The 17,058-nt window shown below is 68.0% G+C and carries 17 protein-coding genes, 1 tRNA gene and 1 other annotated feature; of the genes, 9 read left to right on the top strand and 9 right to left on the bottom strand.

Going from position 1 to position 17,058, the window contains the following annotated elements; translation table 11 throughout:
- Positions 1-19: 19 nt before the first annotated feature.
- The 3 genes from Q5H91_RS03510 to serS are packed head-to-tail and all read right to left on the bottom strand — an operon-like array spanning position 20 to position 3,056.
- Complete coding sequence (locus Q5H91_RS03510) at positions 20-1,012, bottom strand: M23 family metallopeptidase (protein ID WP_305171824.1); 993 nt, start codon at positions 1,010-1,012, stop codon at positions 20-22.
- Positions 1,012-1,776, bottom strand: coding sequence for a 5'/3'-nucleotidase SurE (gene surE, locus Q5H91_RS03505; protein ID WP_305171823.1), 765 nt, complete (start codon positions 1,774-1,776; stop codon positions 1,012-1,014). Before surE ends, Q5H91_RS03510 begins: the two co-directional genes overlap by 1 nt.
- Positions 1,776-3,056, bottom strand: a complete 1,281-nt coding sequence (gene serS, locus Q5H91_RS03500) for a serine--tRNA ligase (protein WP_305171822.1) — start codon at positions 3,054-3,056, stop codon at positions 1,776-1,778. Before serS ends, surE begins: the two co-directional genes overlap by 1 nt.
- Before the next feature lie 93 nt (positions 3,057-3,149).
- Here serS and Q5H91_RS03495 point away from each other — a divergent pair, with 93 nt between their 5' ends.
- From Q5H91_RS03495 to Q5H91_RS03485, 3 genes are all read left to right on the top strand, one after another.
- Entirely contained in the window at positions 3,150-3,590 is a 441-nt protein-coding gene (locus Q5H91_RS03495) for a host attachment family protein (protein ID WP_305171821.1), read from the top strand.
- A 221-nt stretch (positions 3,591-3,811) separates the two neighbouring features.
- A complete protein-coding gene (dksA, locus tag Q5H91_RS03490) occupies positions 3,812-4,267 on the top strand; it encodes an RNA polymerase-binding protein DksA (RefSeq protein WP_305171820.1) in 456 nt (151 codons plus the stop codon).
- 69 nt (positions 4,268-4,336) lie between these two features.
- Positions 4,337-4,675: a PilZ domain-containing protein gene (locus Q5H91_RS03485; RefSeq protein ID WP_305171819.1), complete on the top strand. Its 339-nt coding sequence runs from the start codon at positions 4,337-4,339 to the stop codon at positions 4,673-4,675.
- A 310-nt stretch (positions 4,676-4,985) separates the two neighbouring features.
- On the opposite strand, the gene Q5H91_RS03480 is transcribed toward Q5H91_RS03485, so the two are convergent.
- The gene (locus Q5H91_RS03480; protein ID WP_305171818.1) at positions 4,986-5,144 is read right to left on the bottom strand and encodes a YdcH family protein; all 159 of its coding nucleotides are present in this window, start codon (positions 5,142-5,144) and stop codon (positions 4,986-4,988) included.
- A 161-nt stretch (positions 5,145-5,305) separates the two neighbouring features.
- On the opposite strand from Q5H91_RS03480, the gene Q5H91_RS03475 reads away from it, so the two are divergent.
- Positions 5,306-5,503: a DUF465 domain-containing protein gene (locus Q5H91_RS03475; protein WP_305171817.1), complete on the top strand. Its 198-nt coding sequence runs from the start codon at positions 5,306-5,308 to the stop codon at positions 5,501-5,503.
- An 86-nt stretch (positions 5,504-5,589) separates the two neighbouring features.
- Entirely contained in the window at positions 5,590-6,048 is a 459-nt protein-coding gene (locus Q5H91_RS03470; RefSeq protein WP_305171816.1) for a DUF1465 family protein, read from the top strand.
- A gap of 215 nt (positions 6,049-6,263) precedes the next feature.
- On the opposite strand, the gene Q5H91_RS03465 is transcribed toward Q5H91_RS03470, so the two are convergent.
- Entirely contained in the window at positions 6,264-7,223 is a 960-nt protein-coding gene (locus Q5H91_RS03465; RefSeq protein ID WP_305171815.1) for an NAD(P)H-dependent flavin oxidoreductase, read from the bottom strand.
- A gap of 88 nt (positions 7,224-7,311) precedes the next feature.
- Here Q5H91_RS03465 and Q5H91_RS03460 point away from each other — a divergent pair, with 88 nt between their 5' ends.
- Positions 7,312-8,421: a CaiB/BaiF CoA transferase family protein gene (locus Q5H91_RS03460; RefSeq protein WP_305171814.1), complete on the top strand. Its 1,110-nt coding sequence runs from the start codon at positions 7,312-7,314 to the stop codon at positions 8,419-8,421.
- On the opposite strand, the gene Q5H91_RS03455 is transcribed toward Q5H91_RS03460, so the two are convergent.
- Positions 8,418-10,064, bottom strand: coding sequence for an MFS transporter (locus Q5H91_RS03455; protein ID WP_305171813.1), 1,647 nt, complete (start codon positions 10,062-10,064; stop codon positions 8,418-8,420). The genes Q5H91_RS03460 and Q5H91_RS03455 overlap by 4 nt on opposite strands.
- Before the next feature lie 148 nt (positions 10,065-10,212).
- Positions 10,213-10,268: a sequence feature (sul1 is cis-regulatory element that is thought to sense ions involved in sulfur or methionine metabolism; They are found in Alphaproteobacteria), on the top strand.
- A 56-nt stretch (positions 10,269-10,324) separates the two neighbouring features.
- Between Q5H91_RS03455 and Q5H91_RS03450 the strand changes: the two genes are divergently transcribed.
- Entirely contained in the window at positions 10,325-11,821 is a 1,497-nt protein-coding gene (locus Q5H91_RS03450) for a SulP family inorganic anion transporter (protein ID WP_305171812.1), read from the top strand.
- Here Q5H91_RS03450 and Q5H91_RS03445 read toward each other — a convergent pair.
- Positions 11,808-12,317 (bottom strand): hypothetical protein, encoded by a 510-nt coding sequence (locus tag Q5H91_RS03445; protein ID WP_370655211.1) that lies wholly within the window; start codon positions 12,315-12,317, stop codon positions 11,808-11,810. The genes Q5H91_RS03450 and Q5H91_RS03445 overlap by 14 nt on opposite strands.
- On the opposite strand from Q5H91_RS03445, the gene Q5H91_RS16510 reads away from it, so the two are divergent.
- Positions 12,304-12,594: a hypothetical protein gene (locus Q5H91_RS16510; RefSeq protein ID WP_370655210.1), complete on the top strand. Its 291-nt coding sequence runs from the start codon at positions 12,304-12,306 to the stop codon at positions 12,592-12,594. The two genes, Q5H91_RS03445 and Q5H91_RS16510, sit on opposite strands and share 14 nt — an antisense overlap.
- Before the next feature lie 53 nt (positions 12,595-12,647).
- Here the strand turns inward: Q5H91_RS16510 and Q5H91_RS03440 are convergent, their stop codons facing one another.
- Positions 12,648-14,231: a Na+/H+ antiporter gene (locus Q5H91_RS03440; protein ID WP_305171810.1), complete on the bottom strand. Its 1,584-nt coding sequence runs from the start codon at positions 14,229-14,231 to the stop codon at positions 12,648-12,650.
- 211 nt (positions 14,232-14,442) lie between these two features.
- Here Q5H91_RS03440 and Q5H91_RS03435 point away from each other — a divergent pair, with 211 nt between their 5' ends.
- The gene (locus tag Q5H91_RS03435; protein ID WP_305171809.1) at positions 14,443-16,689 is read left to right on the top strand and encodes a M3 family metallopeptidase; all 2,247 of its coding nucleotides are present in this window, start codon (positions 14,443-14,445) and stop codon (positions 16,687-16,689) included.
- A gap of 199 nt (positions 16,690-16,888) precedes the next feature.
- Here the strand turns inward: Q5H91_RS03435 and Q5H91_RS03430 are convergent.
- Positions 16,889-16,964, bottom strand: a tRNA-Lys gene (locus tag Q5H91_RS03430).
- Positions 16,965-17,058 lie beyond the last annotated feature (94 nt).

Genomic DNA, 17,058 nt, shown 5'->3' with positions numbered 1-17,058 from the left:
GCAAGGCTTGTGCTGGGCGTCACCCCGTCGCCGGCGCACTGCGCAGCATCGTCACCGGATCGACCGGCACGCGACCGCGGCGCAGCTCGAAATGAAGGGCCGGGCGATTGGTGGCCCCGCTCTCTCCCGACAGGGCGAGGCGCTGGCCGCGTTTGACGCTCTGACCTCGGGTAACCAGCAGTCGCTCGGCATAGCCGTAGACGCTCGTCCAGCCGCCGCCATGGCGGACGATGACGAGCCCGCCGAGCGAAGGGATGCCCGTGCCGGCATAGGCGACGACCCCGTCCGCCGCGGCGCGGACTGGTGTGGCGAGGGGGACGGCGACGTCGATGCCATTGTTGCGCTCGCCTGCGGCACCGGCACCGAAGCGGCCGGCGATGCTGGTGCTCTCGACCGGCCAGGTGAAGCCGCCGGCGGCAAGCCGCGGCGGCGGGGCGACGACCGCGGCAGGAGGCAGGGGGCGGGTCGGTCGGGTGGCGGCACGGATCGGGGCCTGGCGCGGCGCGAGCGCCGGCTCGCCGCCGGTGAGGATGTCGTCGACGTCGAGGCGGAAGGCTGCGGCGCGCTCGGCAGCGCGGCTACGCGGCGGGGCGACGACCGGGATCAGCAGGCGGGTGCCCGCGCGCAGCACATAGGGTTCGGGCAGCGCGTTGACGGTAGCGATGCGCGACCAGTCGATGCCGTACGCACGCGCGATAGCGATGCCGCTCTGGCCTGGACGGACAAGGTGATAGCGGCCGCCCGGGATCTTCAGCCGCTGGTTGGTGCGCAGCGTCCAGGGGCGGGGCAGCGCGTTGGCACGGGCGATCGCCTCCGCACTGGCGCCCGTGCGGGCAGCGATGCCAAGCAGGCCGTCACCGGAGCGAACGAGGACGATCTGGTCAGGCACGATGGGGGCATCAGCCTCGACCGGCTTCGCCTCCCAGGCGGGCGGCGGGTTGCCAGGGAGATCAGGGGCGGGATGCTGCGCCGACACCGCGAGCGCGGCAGCGAGCAGCGCCGCCGCGCGCATCAGCGATACGCCTGCGCGAGCCTCTCCACCGAGGCGGCGTGGGTCATGTCGAGGTGGAGTGGGGTGACCGAGACATAGCCCTCGGCGATCGCCTCCAGATCGGTGTCGCAGACCGGGTCGTACGGTTGCTCGCCGAGTGCGAACCAATGATATTCGTAGCCGCGCGGGTCGGTGTTGCTGACGATCCGCAGACGTCCATAGTCGCGCAGGCCCTGCCCGACGACGCGGATGCCCTTCACTTGATCCGCGGGAAGTGCAGGGAAGTTGACGTTGACCAATGTGCGCGGCGCCATCGGAGCGGCGATCAGGGGCGCGAGGACACGCTCCCCCCAAACCTCCGCGACGGAGAAGGGGACGGCGTCGCCCATCCCCTCGCGGCGGTAGACCTGGCTCATCGCGACCGACCGGATGCCGGCGAGTGCGCCCTCCATCGCAGCGGAGACGGTGCCCGAATAGGTCACGTCCTCGGCCAGATTGGCCCCGCGATTGACGCCCGACAAGATCAGGTCTGGTGGGCTGTCCTTCATGATCCGGGCAACCGCCATCATCACCGCATCGGTTGGGGTGCCCAAAACGGCGAAGCGCTTCTCGGCGAAGCGGCGGATGCGCAACGGCCGGGTGAGGGTAAGCGAGTGGCCGGCGCCCGACTGTTCGTCGGCAGGCGCGACGACCCAGATATCGTCCGTGAAACGCGCGGCAATTGCTTCCGCGACCTTCAGGCCGGGCGCGTGATAGCCGTCGTCGTTGGTGATGAGGATGCGCATCAGCCGCGGGGGCTCAGTTGGGTGAGCCCACCCATGTACGGCACTAGCGCGGCGGGGATCGCGACCGATCCGTCTGCCTGCTGGTAGTTCTCGATCACCGCGACCAGCGTGCGGCCGACTGCCAGCCCGGAGCCGTTCAGGGTATGGACGAAGCGCGTGCCCTTCTCCCCCTCCGGCCGGTAGCGCGTGTTCATACGGCGGGCCTGGAAATCCGTGCAGGTCGAGCAACTGGAAATCTCGCGGTAGCGCGCTTGCCCCGGCAGCCACACCTCCAGGTCATAGGTGCGCGCGGACGAGAAGCCCATGTCGCCGGTGCAGAGCAGCATCCGGCGATAGGGCAGCTCCAGCGCCTCCAGCACACCCTCGGCGATACGGGTCATCGCCTCGTTCTCGGCATCGGAAGTTTCTGGAGTGGTGATCGCCACCATCTCCACCTTCTCGAACTGGTGCTGGCGGATCATGCCTCGCGTATCCCGACCGGCCGAGCCCGCTTCCGAGCGGAAGCACGGGGTCAGCGCGGCGAGGCGGAGCGGCAGCTCGCCCTCTGCCAGGATCCGCTCGCGCACGACATTGGTCAGCGACATTTCCGCAGTGGAGATCAGCCAACGACCATCGGTCGTCTTGAACAGGTCCTCGGCAAATTTCGGCAATTGTCCGGTGCCGAAGGCGACCTCGTCGCGGACGAGGAGCGGCGGCACGATTTCCTCGAAGCCATGGTCGTCAACCAATCGGTCGAGCATGAATTGCCCGAGCGCGCGGCTGAGCCGCGCGATCTGCCCCCGCAACAGGGTAAAGCGCGCACCCGCGAGCAGTACGCCGGTGTCGAAGTCCATTCCGAGCGGCGCGGCAACCGCGTCATGCTCGCGCGCGGCGAAGTCGAAGCTGCGCGGGGTGCCCCACTCCCGTACCAGGACGTTGTCGTCTTCGTCGGCGCCGTGCGGCACGTCGGCGGCGGGGATGTTGGGGATCGCTGCCAGCCGCGTGTCGAGCGTGGCGGCGGTGGCACGCTCCTCCTCCTCCAGCTCCGGCAGGCGGGCCTTGAGCTGGGCGACCTCGGCCATCAATGCCTCCGCGCGCGCCTCATCCTTCGCCGCCTTGGCCTGGCCGATCTGCTTGGACAGGTCGTTGCGGCGGGTCTGCGCTTCTTGCGCGGCGGCGATGGTGGCGCGGCGACGTTCGTCGATTGCAGCCAGGTCGGCGGCCTGGGCGGGCAGGCCACGGCGGGCGAGGGCAGCGTCGAACGCGTGCGGATCGTCGCGGATCAGGCGGATGTCGTGCATGGCCCATCGCTATGGCGGGCACCGTGACGGGAGGCAACCCGGCGCGGCGGGAGGCGTTGAGCCCCACGAACCACAACCATCAGGAGACCTGTCTTGCAACTCGCTCATAACGCCGTCGTGCTCGTCGCCGACGGCCGCAAGATGCTGTTCCTGCGCAACAAGGGCGATGCCGAATATCCCAACCTGCAGGTCGAACACGCCCAGGAACAGGAGAACCCGGCAGACCGCGATCAGACTACGGACGATGCCGGCCGCGCCTCGTCCCCGCAGGGTGCGTCGCAGAGCTCGATGGGGCGCACCGACGCGCATCAGCTGGAAGAGGATCGCTTCGCCGCCGAGGCTGCCGACCTTTTGAAGCGGAGGGCGCTGGCGAACGACTATGACGCCCTGGTCGTGGTCGCTCCGCCCCGGACGCTGGGCGAGCTGCGCAAGCATTATCACAAGGAAGTCACCGACCGGCTGAAGGGCGAGCTGGACAAGGACCTGACCGGCCATCCGATCCCCGAGATCGAAAAGGCCATCGCGGCGGCTTGAGCCACGCTTTCCGTAACCTGCGTCATGCCGGAGCAAACCCGGTGTGACGCAGGTTGCAGGTCCTCCACTCTGGCAAGCGTGCCACAATCCCACAAAACCGGATTTTTCTGCCCCTCCAGCTCGCTTGCCGCCACCTCCCGTCCGGATTATAGGCGCTTCATATTGGGGGAGGGCCCAGGACGCGGACCAGTATCCGCGCCGGAGGCCCGAGGGAGATCGGCATGGCGACGGCACTTGATCGCGTAGATCCTTCCACTGGCCATCTGGCGGCCAATGACGACGGCTATCGACCGTCGAGCGACGAACCGTTCATGAACCCCCGCCAGCAGACTTACTTTCGCGACAAGCTGCTGCTGTGGAAGGAAGCAATCCTGCTGGACTCGCAAGGTACGCTATCGCAGCTGCAGCTCGATCCGCTGCGCGAGGCGGACCTGACCGACCGCGCGTCGAGCGAGACGGACTGGTCGATCGAGCTGCGCACGCGCGACCGCCAGCGCAAGCTCATCAGCAAGATCGACGCGGCGGTCCGCCGCATCGACGAGGGCGAGTACGGATATTGCGAAGTGAGCGGCGAGCCGATCAGCCTTGCACGGCTGGAGGCACGGCCGATCGCGACGATGACGGTCGAGGCGCAGGAGCGGCACGAACGGCACGAGAAGGTCTCGCGCGAGGAATGAGCGGTTAAGTTTTTGTCGATGTTTGCGGCTTAGGGCGGAGCATCGACGCAAAAGGTATCTGGACGGGACATGGACGGCTTCATTCGCGACACGGCCTCTCAGCCCGACACCGACACGGACGGCGCGGAACAGCGTACGCACCTGCGCGCCGGCATGCTGCTGATGGCGGCACTGCGACTGGGCGACGAGACCACGACGCGCGAGGTTCGTATCCGGAACCTGTCCGAGCAGGGGCTGATGGCGGAGCCGGGCGAACCGGTGCCGGTCGGCATCGCGGTGACGCTGGACCTGCCGGGCGTGGGCGAGGTTTCCGGTACGGTTGCATGGAGCGCCGAGGGTCGGATTGGCGTAGCGCTGGCGCGCGTGATCGATATCGCTCTGGTGAACGCCGCGCGCTCGGGGGGCTGAGGTCGGTTCCAGTTTGATTTTAAGGCAGCATCTGCCGCTGTTGGCACCTAGAGTGTGACCCACTCGGGTGAACCAGTCACTTTGCCTGCCCGGCAGAGACCGGGATTGAGTCGGTAAGGCCGTCCTGACGACGTGCGCCGCGCTTCATCACCATCCTCTCAACTGGACCCCGGCCTTCGCCGGTGAGGTGCTTCAGTTTCGGCGGACCACGTTCTAGCGCTCGGCACGAGCGTCGCAGATCGAGGGCTGGCTGGCTGTGCCTGGGTATCGCCGTCATCCGGGGATGACGGCAACACCGGTCGGATCGGCGTCAGAGGCTGACGATCTCCTCCTTCAGCCTCAGTTTCTGCTTCTTCAGGTCAGTCAGCGTCGCGGCGTCGGGATGCGGGCGATGCGCCTCCTCCGCGATACGGCGGTCCAGGGTCGCGTGCTTGGTTTCCAGAGCGGTCTGGTGCGCGGTCGACTGCATGGGCAGATCTCCTTCCTGCTTGCTGGGGAATTGAGTAAACCATCGGGCCGCGGCTTTGTCGCGCAGGTTTCGACCTATTGGCGACCATCCGTGCGGTTTTTTCCGTCGGTCGTTTGCCGCTCGCGCGGCATCGGCTAAGAGGCCGGCGCGGGGAGAAGCCGGTGGACGAGACTCAGATCAGGGACAGGCTCGACGGGCTGCGGCTGGAGCATCGCGACCTGGATGCGGCGATCGCCGCGCTCGCCGCGATCGGCTCGCCCGACCAGGTCCAGCTTGCCCGGCTGAAGAAGCGCAAGCTGCGACTGCGCGACGAGATGTCGATGCTGGAGGACCAGCTGTTGCCCGACATCATCGCCTGACGGGACGTCCCGGGTGACCCGCGGCGGGACGGGCGTTGCGATTTCACTATCTGGTCGCATGGGGCGGGGCGTGTCAGCACGATGCCATGTTCGCCGACGCCGACACCTTCGCGATGCACCAGCGCCTGGTCGAGACGCTGTACTGCGACACCATGGTACTGGCGGACGAGGCCCGCGACTATGGCGAGCACCGTGCGCGGGGGGATGCGGCTGCACTCGATCCGGCAGCGAGCGTGGTGTTCAGCTGCGAGTCGCTGCGGCTGACGACGCGATTGATGCACCTGCTGGGCTGGCTGCTGAACCACCGGGCGATCGCCGCCGGCGAGTTGTGCGCCAGCGGGACCTCGACGCGGCTGGTCGGCGTCGCACCGACCGATGCGGCGCTGCGTGCGAAACTGCCGATCCAGGCGGCCATCCTGATTGAGGCGAGCGAGGCGCTGTACCGGCGCGCAGCGATCCTCGACGCCGCCTTCGTGGCGGCACCACCATCGATCAGCCCGGCTCGGGCTTTGCAGCAGCGGCTGGCGATCGACCTGCGGGGGTAGTCGGGTTGTTCGCGCAGGTGCGCTGAGAAGACGTAGAGGGTTCACGCGGAGACGCGGAGACGCAGAGGATGTTTCTCCTCGCCGCGCAGCGGCCCTCCATCTCCGGCCGATTGCTAAAGAGGGTGCGCTGCCGCGGACGAAACATCCTCCGCGTCTCCGCGTGAACATCCCTGACCTGCGTCTTCTCAGCGCCCTCTGCGCCTCTGCGTGAAAATCTATGACGCCAGCCGCGCCTGCGCTGCGCGGTACTCGCGCTCGAGATGGTCGACACGCGCGGCGACGGACTCGACAGCGGTCACGGTCCCGATCCCCTGGCCAGCGCCCCAGATGTCGCGCCATGCCTTGGCCTTGCTGCCATTGCCGGTGCCGAAGTCCATCGTCTTCAGGTCGCCCTGCGGCAGGGCATCGGGGTCGAGCCCGGCGGCGACGATCGAGGCACGCAGGTAATTGCCGTGAACGCCCGTGAACAGGTCGGAATAAACGATGTCCGCAGCGCGCGCGTCGACAATCCCCTGCTTGTAGTCGGCGGCGGCGTTCGCCTCGTCGGTCGCGATGAACAGTGAGCCGATATAGGCGAGGTCGGCGCCCATCGCGCGTGCCGCCAGCACCGCGTCGCCGGTCGCGATCGCGCCGGACAGGGCGAGCGTGCCGTCGAACCACTGGCGGATCTCCTGCACTAGCGCGAAGGGCGACTGGCGGCCGGCATGGCCGCCTGCACCGGCGGCGACCGCGATCAGGCCATCGGCACCCTTCTCGATCGCCTTGCGCGCGAAGCGGTCGTCGATGACGTCGTGCAGGGTGATGCCGCCCCAGCCATGGACGGCGGCGTTCAGATCCTCGCGCGCGCCCAGCGAGGTGATGACGATCGGCACCTGCCACTTGGCGCAAGTGGCGAGGTCCGCCTCCAGCCGGTCGTTGGAGCGATGGACGATCTGGTTCACCGCGAACGGCGCGGCGGGCCGATCGGGATGGGCGCGGTTGTGCGCGGCCAGTTCCTCGGTGATGCGGTGCAGCCACTCGTCGAGCAGCGCGGAGGGGCGGGCGTTCAGCGCGGGGAAGGATCCGATGATTCCCGCCTTGCACTGGGCGATGACCAGCTCGGGGCCCGAGATGATGAACAGGGGCGAGCCGATGACGGGCAAGCGCAGGCGGTCGAGGATCGGGGGCAGGGACATGGCCGTGATCTTGGCGGCGGCGGCTCTGCCTGTCCAGCGGCAGCGGCGGCGGCTATGACCAGCTTCGACCGGAGAAGGGGAGAGGCGCGTGAAGCCGCTGGCGGGCGTGAAGGTGATCGAGCTGGCGCGGGTGCTGGCGGGGCCGTGGTGCGGCCAGCTGCTCGCCGACCTGGGCGCAGAGGTAGTGAAGATCGAACGGCCGGGCGCGGGCGACGATACCCGCCACTGGGGTCCGCCCTTCGTCACCGGGCCGGACGGGGAGGCACGCGACGCCGCCTATTACCACGCGACCAACCGCGGCAAACGGGCGCTGGCGATCGATATCGCTACGGCCGAGGGGCAGGCCGAGGTCTGCGCGCTGGTGGCGGGCGCGGACGTGCTGATCGAGAACTACAAGGTCGGCGGGCTGCGGCGCTACGGGCTGGATCATGAGAGCCTGACGGCGATCAACCCGCGGCTGGTGACGTGCTCGATCACCGGGTTCGGGCAGGACGGACCCTATGCGCATCGCGCCGGATACGACTTCATCGTGCAGGGGATGGGCGGCTTCATGTCGCTGACCGGCGAGCCCGACGGAGCGCCGCAGAAGGCGGGGATCGCCTATGCCGATATCTTCACCGGCGTCTATGCGACGGTGGCGATCCTGGCGGCGCTCCGGCGGCGCGACGTGGAGGGGCAGGGCGCGCATATCGACATGGCGCTGCTCGACACGCAGGTTGCGGTGCTGGCCAACCAGGCGCTCAACTGGATGGTGGCGGGCGAGGTGCCGCACCGGATGGGCAATGGCCATGCCAATCTGGTCCCCTATCAGGCGTTCGCCGCCGCCGATGGCGAGCTGATCGTCGCGGTCGGCAACGACGCGCAGTTCGCGCGACTGTGCGAGGCGCTGGGCTTGGGGCTGGCGGACGAGCCGGCCTATGCGACTAACGCGGCGCGGATCGCGAACCGGGCCGTGCTGGTGCCCCTGCTCGCCGCCGCGATCGCCGGGTGGCGCAAGGCCGACCTGGCCTGGGCACTGGAGGAGCGCGGCGTGCCGGCCGGACCGATCAACCGGATCGACGAGACCTTTGCCGATCCGCAGGTGGTGTTCCGGGGCATGCGGATCGCGCTGGACGGTATTCCCGGCGTCGCGAGCCCGATCGTCATCGACGGCGAGCGGATGGTCGCGAACCTGCCGCCGCCGGCGCGGCCGGGTTAGCTCGCGCGGGAGGCGTCGGTGATCGGGTCCAGCTCGCGCGCGTCGGGCATGCGGGTGGTGGGGAGCGAGCCGGTCTGGCGTTCGATCCGGCGATGGACGACGGGAGGAACGCCGCCGACCCACAGGCCGTGGAGCGCATCGCCAATGACCTGATCCGCCTTGGTCCGGCGCTGGTTGTGGCGGACGTAATCGAGCCAGGTGGCGAAGTGATAACGCTCCACCCACAGGTCCGCCTCGCCCAGATCGCGCAGCAGCGTCCAGTGCCGCGCGCCGTCGCGGCGGCGGATGCGACGGCGCTCGCGCATCACCGACAGGAAGGCGGCGATGTCGGCCTCTGCGATCCGATGCTCGATGGTGACGACGATCGGGCCGGAGCGGGCCTCTACCGGGACTGCGGTATCGGGTTCGGTCCAGGCGTCATAGGGATCGAGGTCGACCTGGCTGATGCCGGGCAGTTGTGCGACGAAGCCGGTGGCGAAGCTGGCGAGTTGTAGTAGTGCGGCAGTGACCAGCGCAATGACGACGCCGTGGTCGCCGGCGATGGTCCCGAACAGCCAGCTGCCCGCCGCCATGCCGCCGAACGCCGCCATCTGGTAGAGCGAGATGGCACGCGCGACGACCCAGCGCGGCGAGGCCATCTGGACGCTGACGTTGAAGGTCGACAGCGCCAGCACCCAGCCGGCACCGGCGAGTGCCAGCGCAGGGAGGACAAGCGGAAGCGAGCCGCTCAGCGCAGCGGTGGCGGCTCCCGCTGCCAAGCCCAGCGACGCGAGGCGCACCACCCCTTCGGTCGACAGTCTCGCCCGCAACCGGCCGCTGCCCAAAGCCCCGCCGACCGCGCCGATGCCGAAGGCGCCGAGCAGCAGGCCATAGGTCAGCGGCCCGCCGCCCACCACGTCGCGCGCGACGACGGGCATCAGCGCAGGCAGCGCACTGGCGGCGAGGCCGAAGAGTGCCGCGCGACCGAGGACGATCCGGATGTGCGGCGACATCTGGACGTAGCGGACGCCCGCCGCCATCGCGACGCCCAGCCGCTCGCGCGGTAGCTTGCGGGGGGGCAGATCGGGTTGCCAGCGCGACAGCACGGCGATCAAGCCGACATAGCTGGCAGCGTTGACCATGAATGCCGCCGCCGCGCCGGCCACCGCGACGATCGTGCCGCCGATCGCCGGACCCAGGCTGCGCGCGATGTTGAAGCCCATGCTGTTGTACGCGACCGCGTTGGGCAGCATCGGGCGCGGCACCATGTCGCCGACCGACGCCTGCCACGCCGGGCCGTTCACCGCGGTGCCGCAGCCGATCAGGAAGGTGAAGACCAGAAGCAGCCACGGCGTGACCATCCCCAGCCAGGTACCGATCGCCAGCAGCGCCGATATCGCCAGCATGAAGCCCTGCGCCGCCAGCATCACCCGGCGCCGGTCGAGATTGTCGGCGACCGCGCCCGCCCATAGCGACAGGAGCATGATCGGCAGGCTCGTCGATGCCTGCACCAGCGCGATCATCTGCGGCGACGCATCGAGCGACGTCATCATCCACGACGCCCCGACCGACTGGATCAACCCGCCGAAATTCGAACAGAGGCTGGCGATCCAAACGCTGCGGAACAGCGGTAGCTGAAAGGGAGAGGTGCGGGTGTCAGCCATTGCAGGGTGCAATGCGGCAAGGGGGCAGACGATCCCTGGGAAGTGCTGGCCGGCGATCCTCGCCATGGGCTTCTCCGGGCTTGACGGGTGACAGCTCGGCCGCATGGTTGCTTTCCTGCGACCGGATCGCCTATGCCGCGGGCATTCGCATGGACCCGGTGAAATCCCGGGTGGCTATTCCGGCCGCCGATCCGCCGGACAACAACACGCACGCCGAACGAAGCGCGTTTTCGCGCCCTGTGCCCTGTTGTGGATTTTCGATGACACTCGATCTTTCTACCTATCGCCGGCAGTGGTTCACCGACCGCGTCGCTGCCCGCCACGACCTTCTTGCCGGCATCGTCGTCGCCCTGGCGCTGATCCCGGAGGCGATCGGCTTCTCGGTCATCGCCGGTGTCGATCCGCGGGTCGGCCTATATGCCTCGGTGGCGATCGCCATGACCATCGCGCTGATCGGTGGACGGCCGGGCATGATCTCGGCCGCGACCGCTGCGGTCGCCGTTCTCGTCACGCCGCTGGTACGGGAGCACGGCGTCCAATATCTGTTCGCCGCGACGATCCTGATGGGTTTGATCCAGATCGCCGCCGGGCTGCTCCGTCTCGACCTGGTGATGCAGTTCGTGTCGCGGTCCGTCATCACCGGCTTCGTCAACGCGCTCGCGATCCTCATCTTCATGGCGCAGCTGCCGCAGTTGATCGGCATGGGCTGGCAGACCTACGCGATGGTCGTCGCCGGCCTCGCGATCATCTATGGCTTTCCGCGCCTGACCAAGGCGATCCCGTCACCCTTGGTCGCCATCCTCGTCCTCAGCGCGATCAGCATCGGCCTGGGCGTGCCGGTCAACACCGTGGGCGACATGGGCAAGCTGCCCGAGGGGCTGCCCAGCCTCGCGCTGCCGCAGGTGCCGTTGACGTTCGAGACGCTGCGGATCGTCTTTCCCTACTCGCTGACGATGGCGGCGGTGGGGCTGCTGGAGTCCCTGCTGACCGCGCAGATCGTCGACGACATGACCGACACCGACAGTGACAAGCGGCGGGAATGCGCGGGGCAGGGGGGTGCGAACATCGTGGCCGCATGCTTCGGCGGCATGGGCGGCTGCGCGATGATCGGCCAGTCCGTCATCAACGTGACCTCTGGTGGTCGCAGTCGCCTGTCCACCTTCGTGGCAGGGGCGTTTCTCCTCTTCCTTCTCGCCGTGCTCGGGCCGCTCGTCGGGCGCGTGCCGATGCCGGCGCTGGTCGCCGTCATGATAATGGTTTCGATCGGCACGTTCAGCTGGAACTCGATCGCCAACCTGCGGCGGCATCCGCCGGCGTCGTCCGTGGTCATGCTGGTGACCGTGATGGTCGTCGTCGCGACCCGCGACCTTTCCTTGGGCGTGCTGGCAGGCGTGCTGCTCTCCGGCATCTTCTTCGCAGGCAAGGTGCAGCGGATGTTCTCGGTCGAACGTACGCTTTCACCAGACGGCGTGCAGGCGACCTACCGCGTGACGGGCGAGATCTTCTTCGCGTCGGTCGACCGCTTCACGCGCGCGTTCCAGGCCGAGAATGGCGCCCGCCACATCGTCATCGACGTGACCGCAGCGCATTTCTGGGACATTTCGGGTGTCGGCGCGCTCGACAAGATCGTGGCGCGGCTGCGGCGTGACGGGCGGGCCGTCGAAGTCGTCGGCTATAACCGCGCCAGTGCCGATCTCGTCGACCGGTTCGCTCTGCACGACAAGACGGGTGTCGAGATGGGGTTCACCCCGCACTGAGCCGGACAGGGGTCAGTCGGGCCGAGTCGATGTGCCACCGGAGCTGCGACGGCGATGCGCCGTCGACATCGTTGACCCGGCGGACGACATAGCTGCCGACGAAGCGCTGATGACGGCCATCGTCAAGGGTTGCATCGACGGTGACGGGCACCGGCTGGTAGATCGAGCCGGCACCGCCGTCGCCCGGGGTCAGGGCACCGATCGTCACGCGTGTCGAGCGCGTGTGCGCGTAGCCGTTCTCGAACGCCTTGAAGGTCTGGCCGGGCTGTCCGTCGTCGCCCCACTGGGTCCAGGCGGTCGAATAGTCGCGCGCGTCGAGCGCCGAGTAATAGCGTCGCACCACATCGGCGGCCGCCTCCATCCCCTTGGGATCGGTGCGGCACCCCTTCATCGGCGGACCATCGCCATCGAACAGGGCGCAGCTTCGCGCGATCTCGTCCTCGATCAGCGCGCAGCTGTTGGCGGCATTGCAGGGCGGATGGGTGGCAGGCGACACGTTGCGGCAGACCTCGACCCGGCGGGCGGCAGCCGCCGCGCCGAGCTCGGCCGCACAGGATCGCAAGGTCGACTTTGCGGCGATGTTTCCCGTGACCGGCGTAGGGGAGGCTAGGGGCAGCTGGGGCGATGATGCCGGTGCGCTGCTTTGCCGGTCGGCACCGTTTGCCGATGCGTTCTCGGTGGAGCGCTCGGCGGCGCTGCAGGCCGCGAGGCTCACCAGCGATGCGGCAATCGCCACCCTTGATAACAGCATCTATCCGGCCCTTCTTCGCTGATACGGACAGGCCCCCTAACGCTTCGGGATAGCGGCACGTTTCGGAGGGGCTGTTCAAGCTTTCGCGGATTCGGCGCCAAGTTCTTCCAGATCGAGGTCCAGTTCCAGGCTGCGCAGTGTCTCGTTGTCGATCTGGTGGGTGCGATGGAGCCGAACCAGCTCCTCGCGCCCCGCCGCCACGGCACCGATGATGACGTCGAAGTGCGACGCGATTGCCGCGGTCCGCTCCTCGTCGCTGCCGGTGAAGCTCTCGCCCGCCGTGGCACGCGCGGTGTAGCGACGGAGTAGCTGCGGGTGGACGAGATTGCCCGCCTCGTCGCGCGCCAGTCGCTCGACCGCAAAAAGCTGCGCCTGCATCATCGCACGCTCGGCCGCCGTCATGTCCATCGGCGGCTCATCCTCCGCGGTGCGGCGCAGCCCTGTCCAGCGGATGAGGAGACCCAGTGTCGATCCCTGGACCAGCACCGTGACCAGGATCACGCCGAATGCGGCGAGCAACATGAAATCGCGCTGCGGAAAGTCGGCGGGCAGCGTCAGTGCCGCAGCGAGCGTCACCACGCCGCGCATGCCGGCCCAGCCCATCACGGTCGCACAGGCCGGGCCGATCGGCGGCTCCCGCCCGATGCCCATCCGGCGCAGCAAGGCGACGACCGCGTCCGAGGCGAAGATCCAGGCAAAGCGCGCCAGCGTCAGCGTGAGCACGATCGCCAGTAGCGGCAGGGCCAACTCGCCGGCCACGGCTTCCAGTCCGCCCGCCCGGGTCAGGATGTCGCGAAGCGAGATGCCGATGAGGATGAACACCGATGCTTCGAGCAGGAAGACCAGCACCTGCCAGAACGATGTCCCGCGCAGCCGGACGGCAGCGGAGAAGATCACATGCTGCTGCCAGCCGAGCACCAGCCCGGCGGTCACCGCGGCGACCACGCCCGACACGCCGAGCGCTTCACCGGACAGGTATGCCACCCAGCCGACCAATACGGTCATGACGATCAGCAGCAGCTCGTTGCGCAAGCGTCGGCCGATCACCACCCACAACGCGCCGACCGCCAGCCCGATCGCGACGCCGCCAAGGACGAGGAGCACAAACCTGCCCAAGACTTCGCCGGCCTGAAAACCCGCCCCCATCGTCGCCGCGACGGCGAAGCGGAAGATCACCAGGCCGGTCGCATCGTTGAGCAGACTCTCGCCCTCGAGCAGGGCCTGAAGGCGCCGCGGCAGCTGCACCCGTTGGAGTACCGCCCTGGCCGACACCGCGTCCGGCGGCGAGACGATCGCGCCAAGGGCGGCGCAGGCAGCCCAGGGCAGCGTCGGCATCAGCCAGTGCGCGACCGCCGCAACGACGAGCGTGGAGAAGATCACCGCGCCCACCGCCAGCGACAGGATGCCCGCGAGATGACGGCGGAAGCGCACCAGTTCCGTATGCCACGCCCCGTCGACGAGCAGCGGCGGCAGGAAAAGCACCAGCACCAGCTCGGGATCGAGCGTGATGAGCGGCACGCCGGGAATGAAGGCGAGCGCGCCGCCCCCGATCAGCAGCGCCGCCGAGGGAGGCCAGCGAAGCCGCTCGGCCAGCCAGTGCAGGACCAGCACCGCACCGAGCATCGCGAGCACAAGTTCCAGGGTTTCGGCAGGGTGCACGTCTGTCCTGTTCCGGCGCCGGCCCGATCGGCCCGTGTGGGATGGAGGCTAGCAAGATCGGTTCGGGCCGACCAGAGCCGACGGGGGTCGCCCTCCACGACACACGGCCGGCGACCGCGCGATCGATATCGTCGCTACCTGGCTGCTGGCCATTGATCCGCGACCCGCGCAGGCGCATCACGCGTGCCATACACCTGCCGATGGAGCATCCATGCGCTTTCTCGCCACCACTGCCACGATCATGCTGATGTCGACCACCGCGCTTGCCCAGAGCGCGGCGCCGGTCACCGCGACCTCGGCGTCGCTGCCCGCCTCAAACCCGTTCGCGCAGGCGAGCACCCTGCCATTCCAGGCGCCACCGTTCGACCGGATCAAGAGCACCGACTATGCGCCTGCTCTGATTGCCGGCATGGCCGCGCAGCGGGCGGAGATCAACGCGATCACGCGCGCGCGTAGCGCACCGACGTTCGAGAACACGATCGCCGCGATGGAGCGATCCGGCCGGCTGCTGGAGCGGGCCAGCATGGCCTTCTACGGCGTGGTCGGCGCCAATACCGACGATACGCTGCAGAAGACCCAGGCCGATCTGGCACCGGCATTCGCTGCGCACCAGGACGCGATCAACCTCGACCCGGCGCTCTTCGCGCGGGTGAAGACGCTGTACGACAAGCGCCAGTCGCTTGGCCTGAACCCCGAGCAGCTTCAGGTGCTGACGCTCACCTATCAGGGCATGGTCCGCTCGGGTGCGGAACTGTCTCCTGCCGACAAGCGGACGCTCAGCACGTACAACGGCCAGCTGTCGACACTGGAGACCGCCTTCCAGCAGAAGCTGCTCGCCGCCGCCAAGGCAGGGGCATTGGTGGTGGACGACAAGGCCAAGCTGGCCGGTCTGTCCGAAGGAGAGATCGCCGCCGCCGCCGATGCCGCCAAGGCGCGCGGGATGGCGGGCAAATATGTGCTGACGCTCCAGAACACGACGCAACAGCCCGAACTCGCCACGATGCAGGATCGGGCGACTCGCGAGGCGCTGTTCGACGCGAGCTGGACGCGCGCGGTGAAGGGCGACGCCAACGACACGCGCGACACGATCGAGCAGATCGCGCTGCTGCGCGCGCAAAAGGCGAAGCTGCTCAGCTTCCCGACCTGGGCCGATTACGTGCTGCAGGACCAGATGGCGAAGACGCCCAAGACCGCGCTGGGCTTCATGCAGCAGCTGGGTACGCCGGTGGCGGCGGAGCAACGCCGCGAGGCGGCCGAACTGCAGGCGCAGATCAACGCCACTGGCGGCAAATTCCAGCTGAAGCCATGGGACTGGGACTATTATTCCGAGCAGGTCCGCAAGGCGAAGTACGACCTGAACCAGGACGAGCTGAAGCCCTATTTCGAGATCAACAAGGTGCTGACGGACGGCGTCTTCTATGCCGCCAACCAGCTCTATGGCCTGACCTTCAAGCGTCGCACCGACATCCCGGTCTATCAACCCGACGTCATGGTCTATGAGGTAAGCGAAGCGAACGGTACGCCGGTCGGCCTGATGTATTTCGATTACTGGAAGCGCGACAACAAGAATGGCGGCGCGTGGATGTCGAACTTCGTCAACCAGTCCAAGCTGATCGGGACGAAGCCGGTCATCTACAATGTCGGCAACTTCACCAAGCCCGCCGCGGGTCAGCCCGCGCTCATCAGCTTCGACGACGTGACGACCATGTTCCATGAATTCGGCCACGCGCTGCACGGGCTGTTCGCCAACCAGACCTATCCCAGCGTATCGGGAACCAACACGGCGCGCGACTTCGTCGAGTTCCCGTCGCAGTTCAACGAGCACTGGGCGCTCGATCCCAAGGTGCTGCCGCACTACGCGGTGAACTACCGCACCGGCCAGGTCATCCCGCCGGCGCTGGTTGACAAGATCAAGCGCGCGGGGACGTTCAACTCGGGCTACTCCTTCGGCGAGGCGCTCGCCGCGGCCGAGATGGACATGAGCTGGCACTCGCTGACCGCGGCGCAGGGCAAGCAGGACGCCGACGCGTTCGAGAAGCAGGCACTCGCCGCCACCGGCCTCGACGTCGCCGACGTGCCGCCACGCTATCGCTCGACCTATTTCCTTCACATCTGGGGCAATGGCTATTCGGCGGGCTATTACGCCTATAGCTGGACCAAGATGCTGAGCGCGAACGCGTTCAACTGGTTCGAGCAGCATGGCGGCATGACACGGGCCAACGGCCAGCGCTTCCGCGACATGATCCTGTCGAAGGGGCATACCGAGGATTACGCGCCGATGTTCCGCGCCTTCAACGGCGCCGACCCGCAGGTCGGACCGCTGCTGAAGGATCTGGGGCTGAACGCCGATGGCTCGCGCATCGCTCCTGCTGCTGCTGCGACGACCCCGGTCAGCGACGGTCCGGTCACCAGCCCAGCGCCCGCCAAACCCGCTTCAGGAGGCAAGTCGGGGAAGTAGGCTCGTCATCTGCCAGGAAAGATTGATCCTGAGCGTCGCGCCGATTTCCGGCGCGACGTTCGCGCAATGGCGAGGCAGAGCTGGTGCGGCGGAAGTCCGTCGGCGAGCGCAGCGCGAGCTATCGGCGAGCAGCAGCGTTGACGGACAGGTGCGTTTCACATCGACGAACCCGGAGGGGCGAGGAGTTTCCGGTGAGGAATGGTGGACGCACTTGGGCTCGAACCAAGGACCCGCTGATTAAGAGTCAGCTGCTCTACCAACTGAGCTATGCGTCCATTCCGTCGCTTCGGCGGCTGCCTTGGTGGGCGAGCCCCTCGTCGGGAGGCGCGCGATTAGCATCGCTGGCGGGGGATGCAAACCCTTTTTTCG

The sequence above is a fragment of the Sphingomonas aurea genome, assembly GCF_030678875.1.
Classification (GTDB): Bacteria; Pseudomonadota; Alphaproteobacteria; order Sphingomonadales; family Sphingomonadaceae; genus Sphingomonas; species Sphingomonas aurea.
The sequence above is the reverse complement of the archived record's forward strand: the minus strand, read 5'-3'. Positions and strand labels throughout refer to the sequence as shown.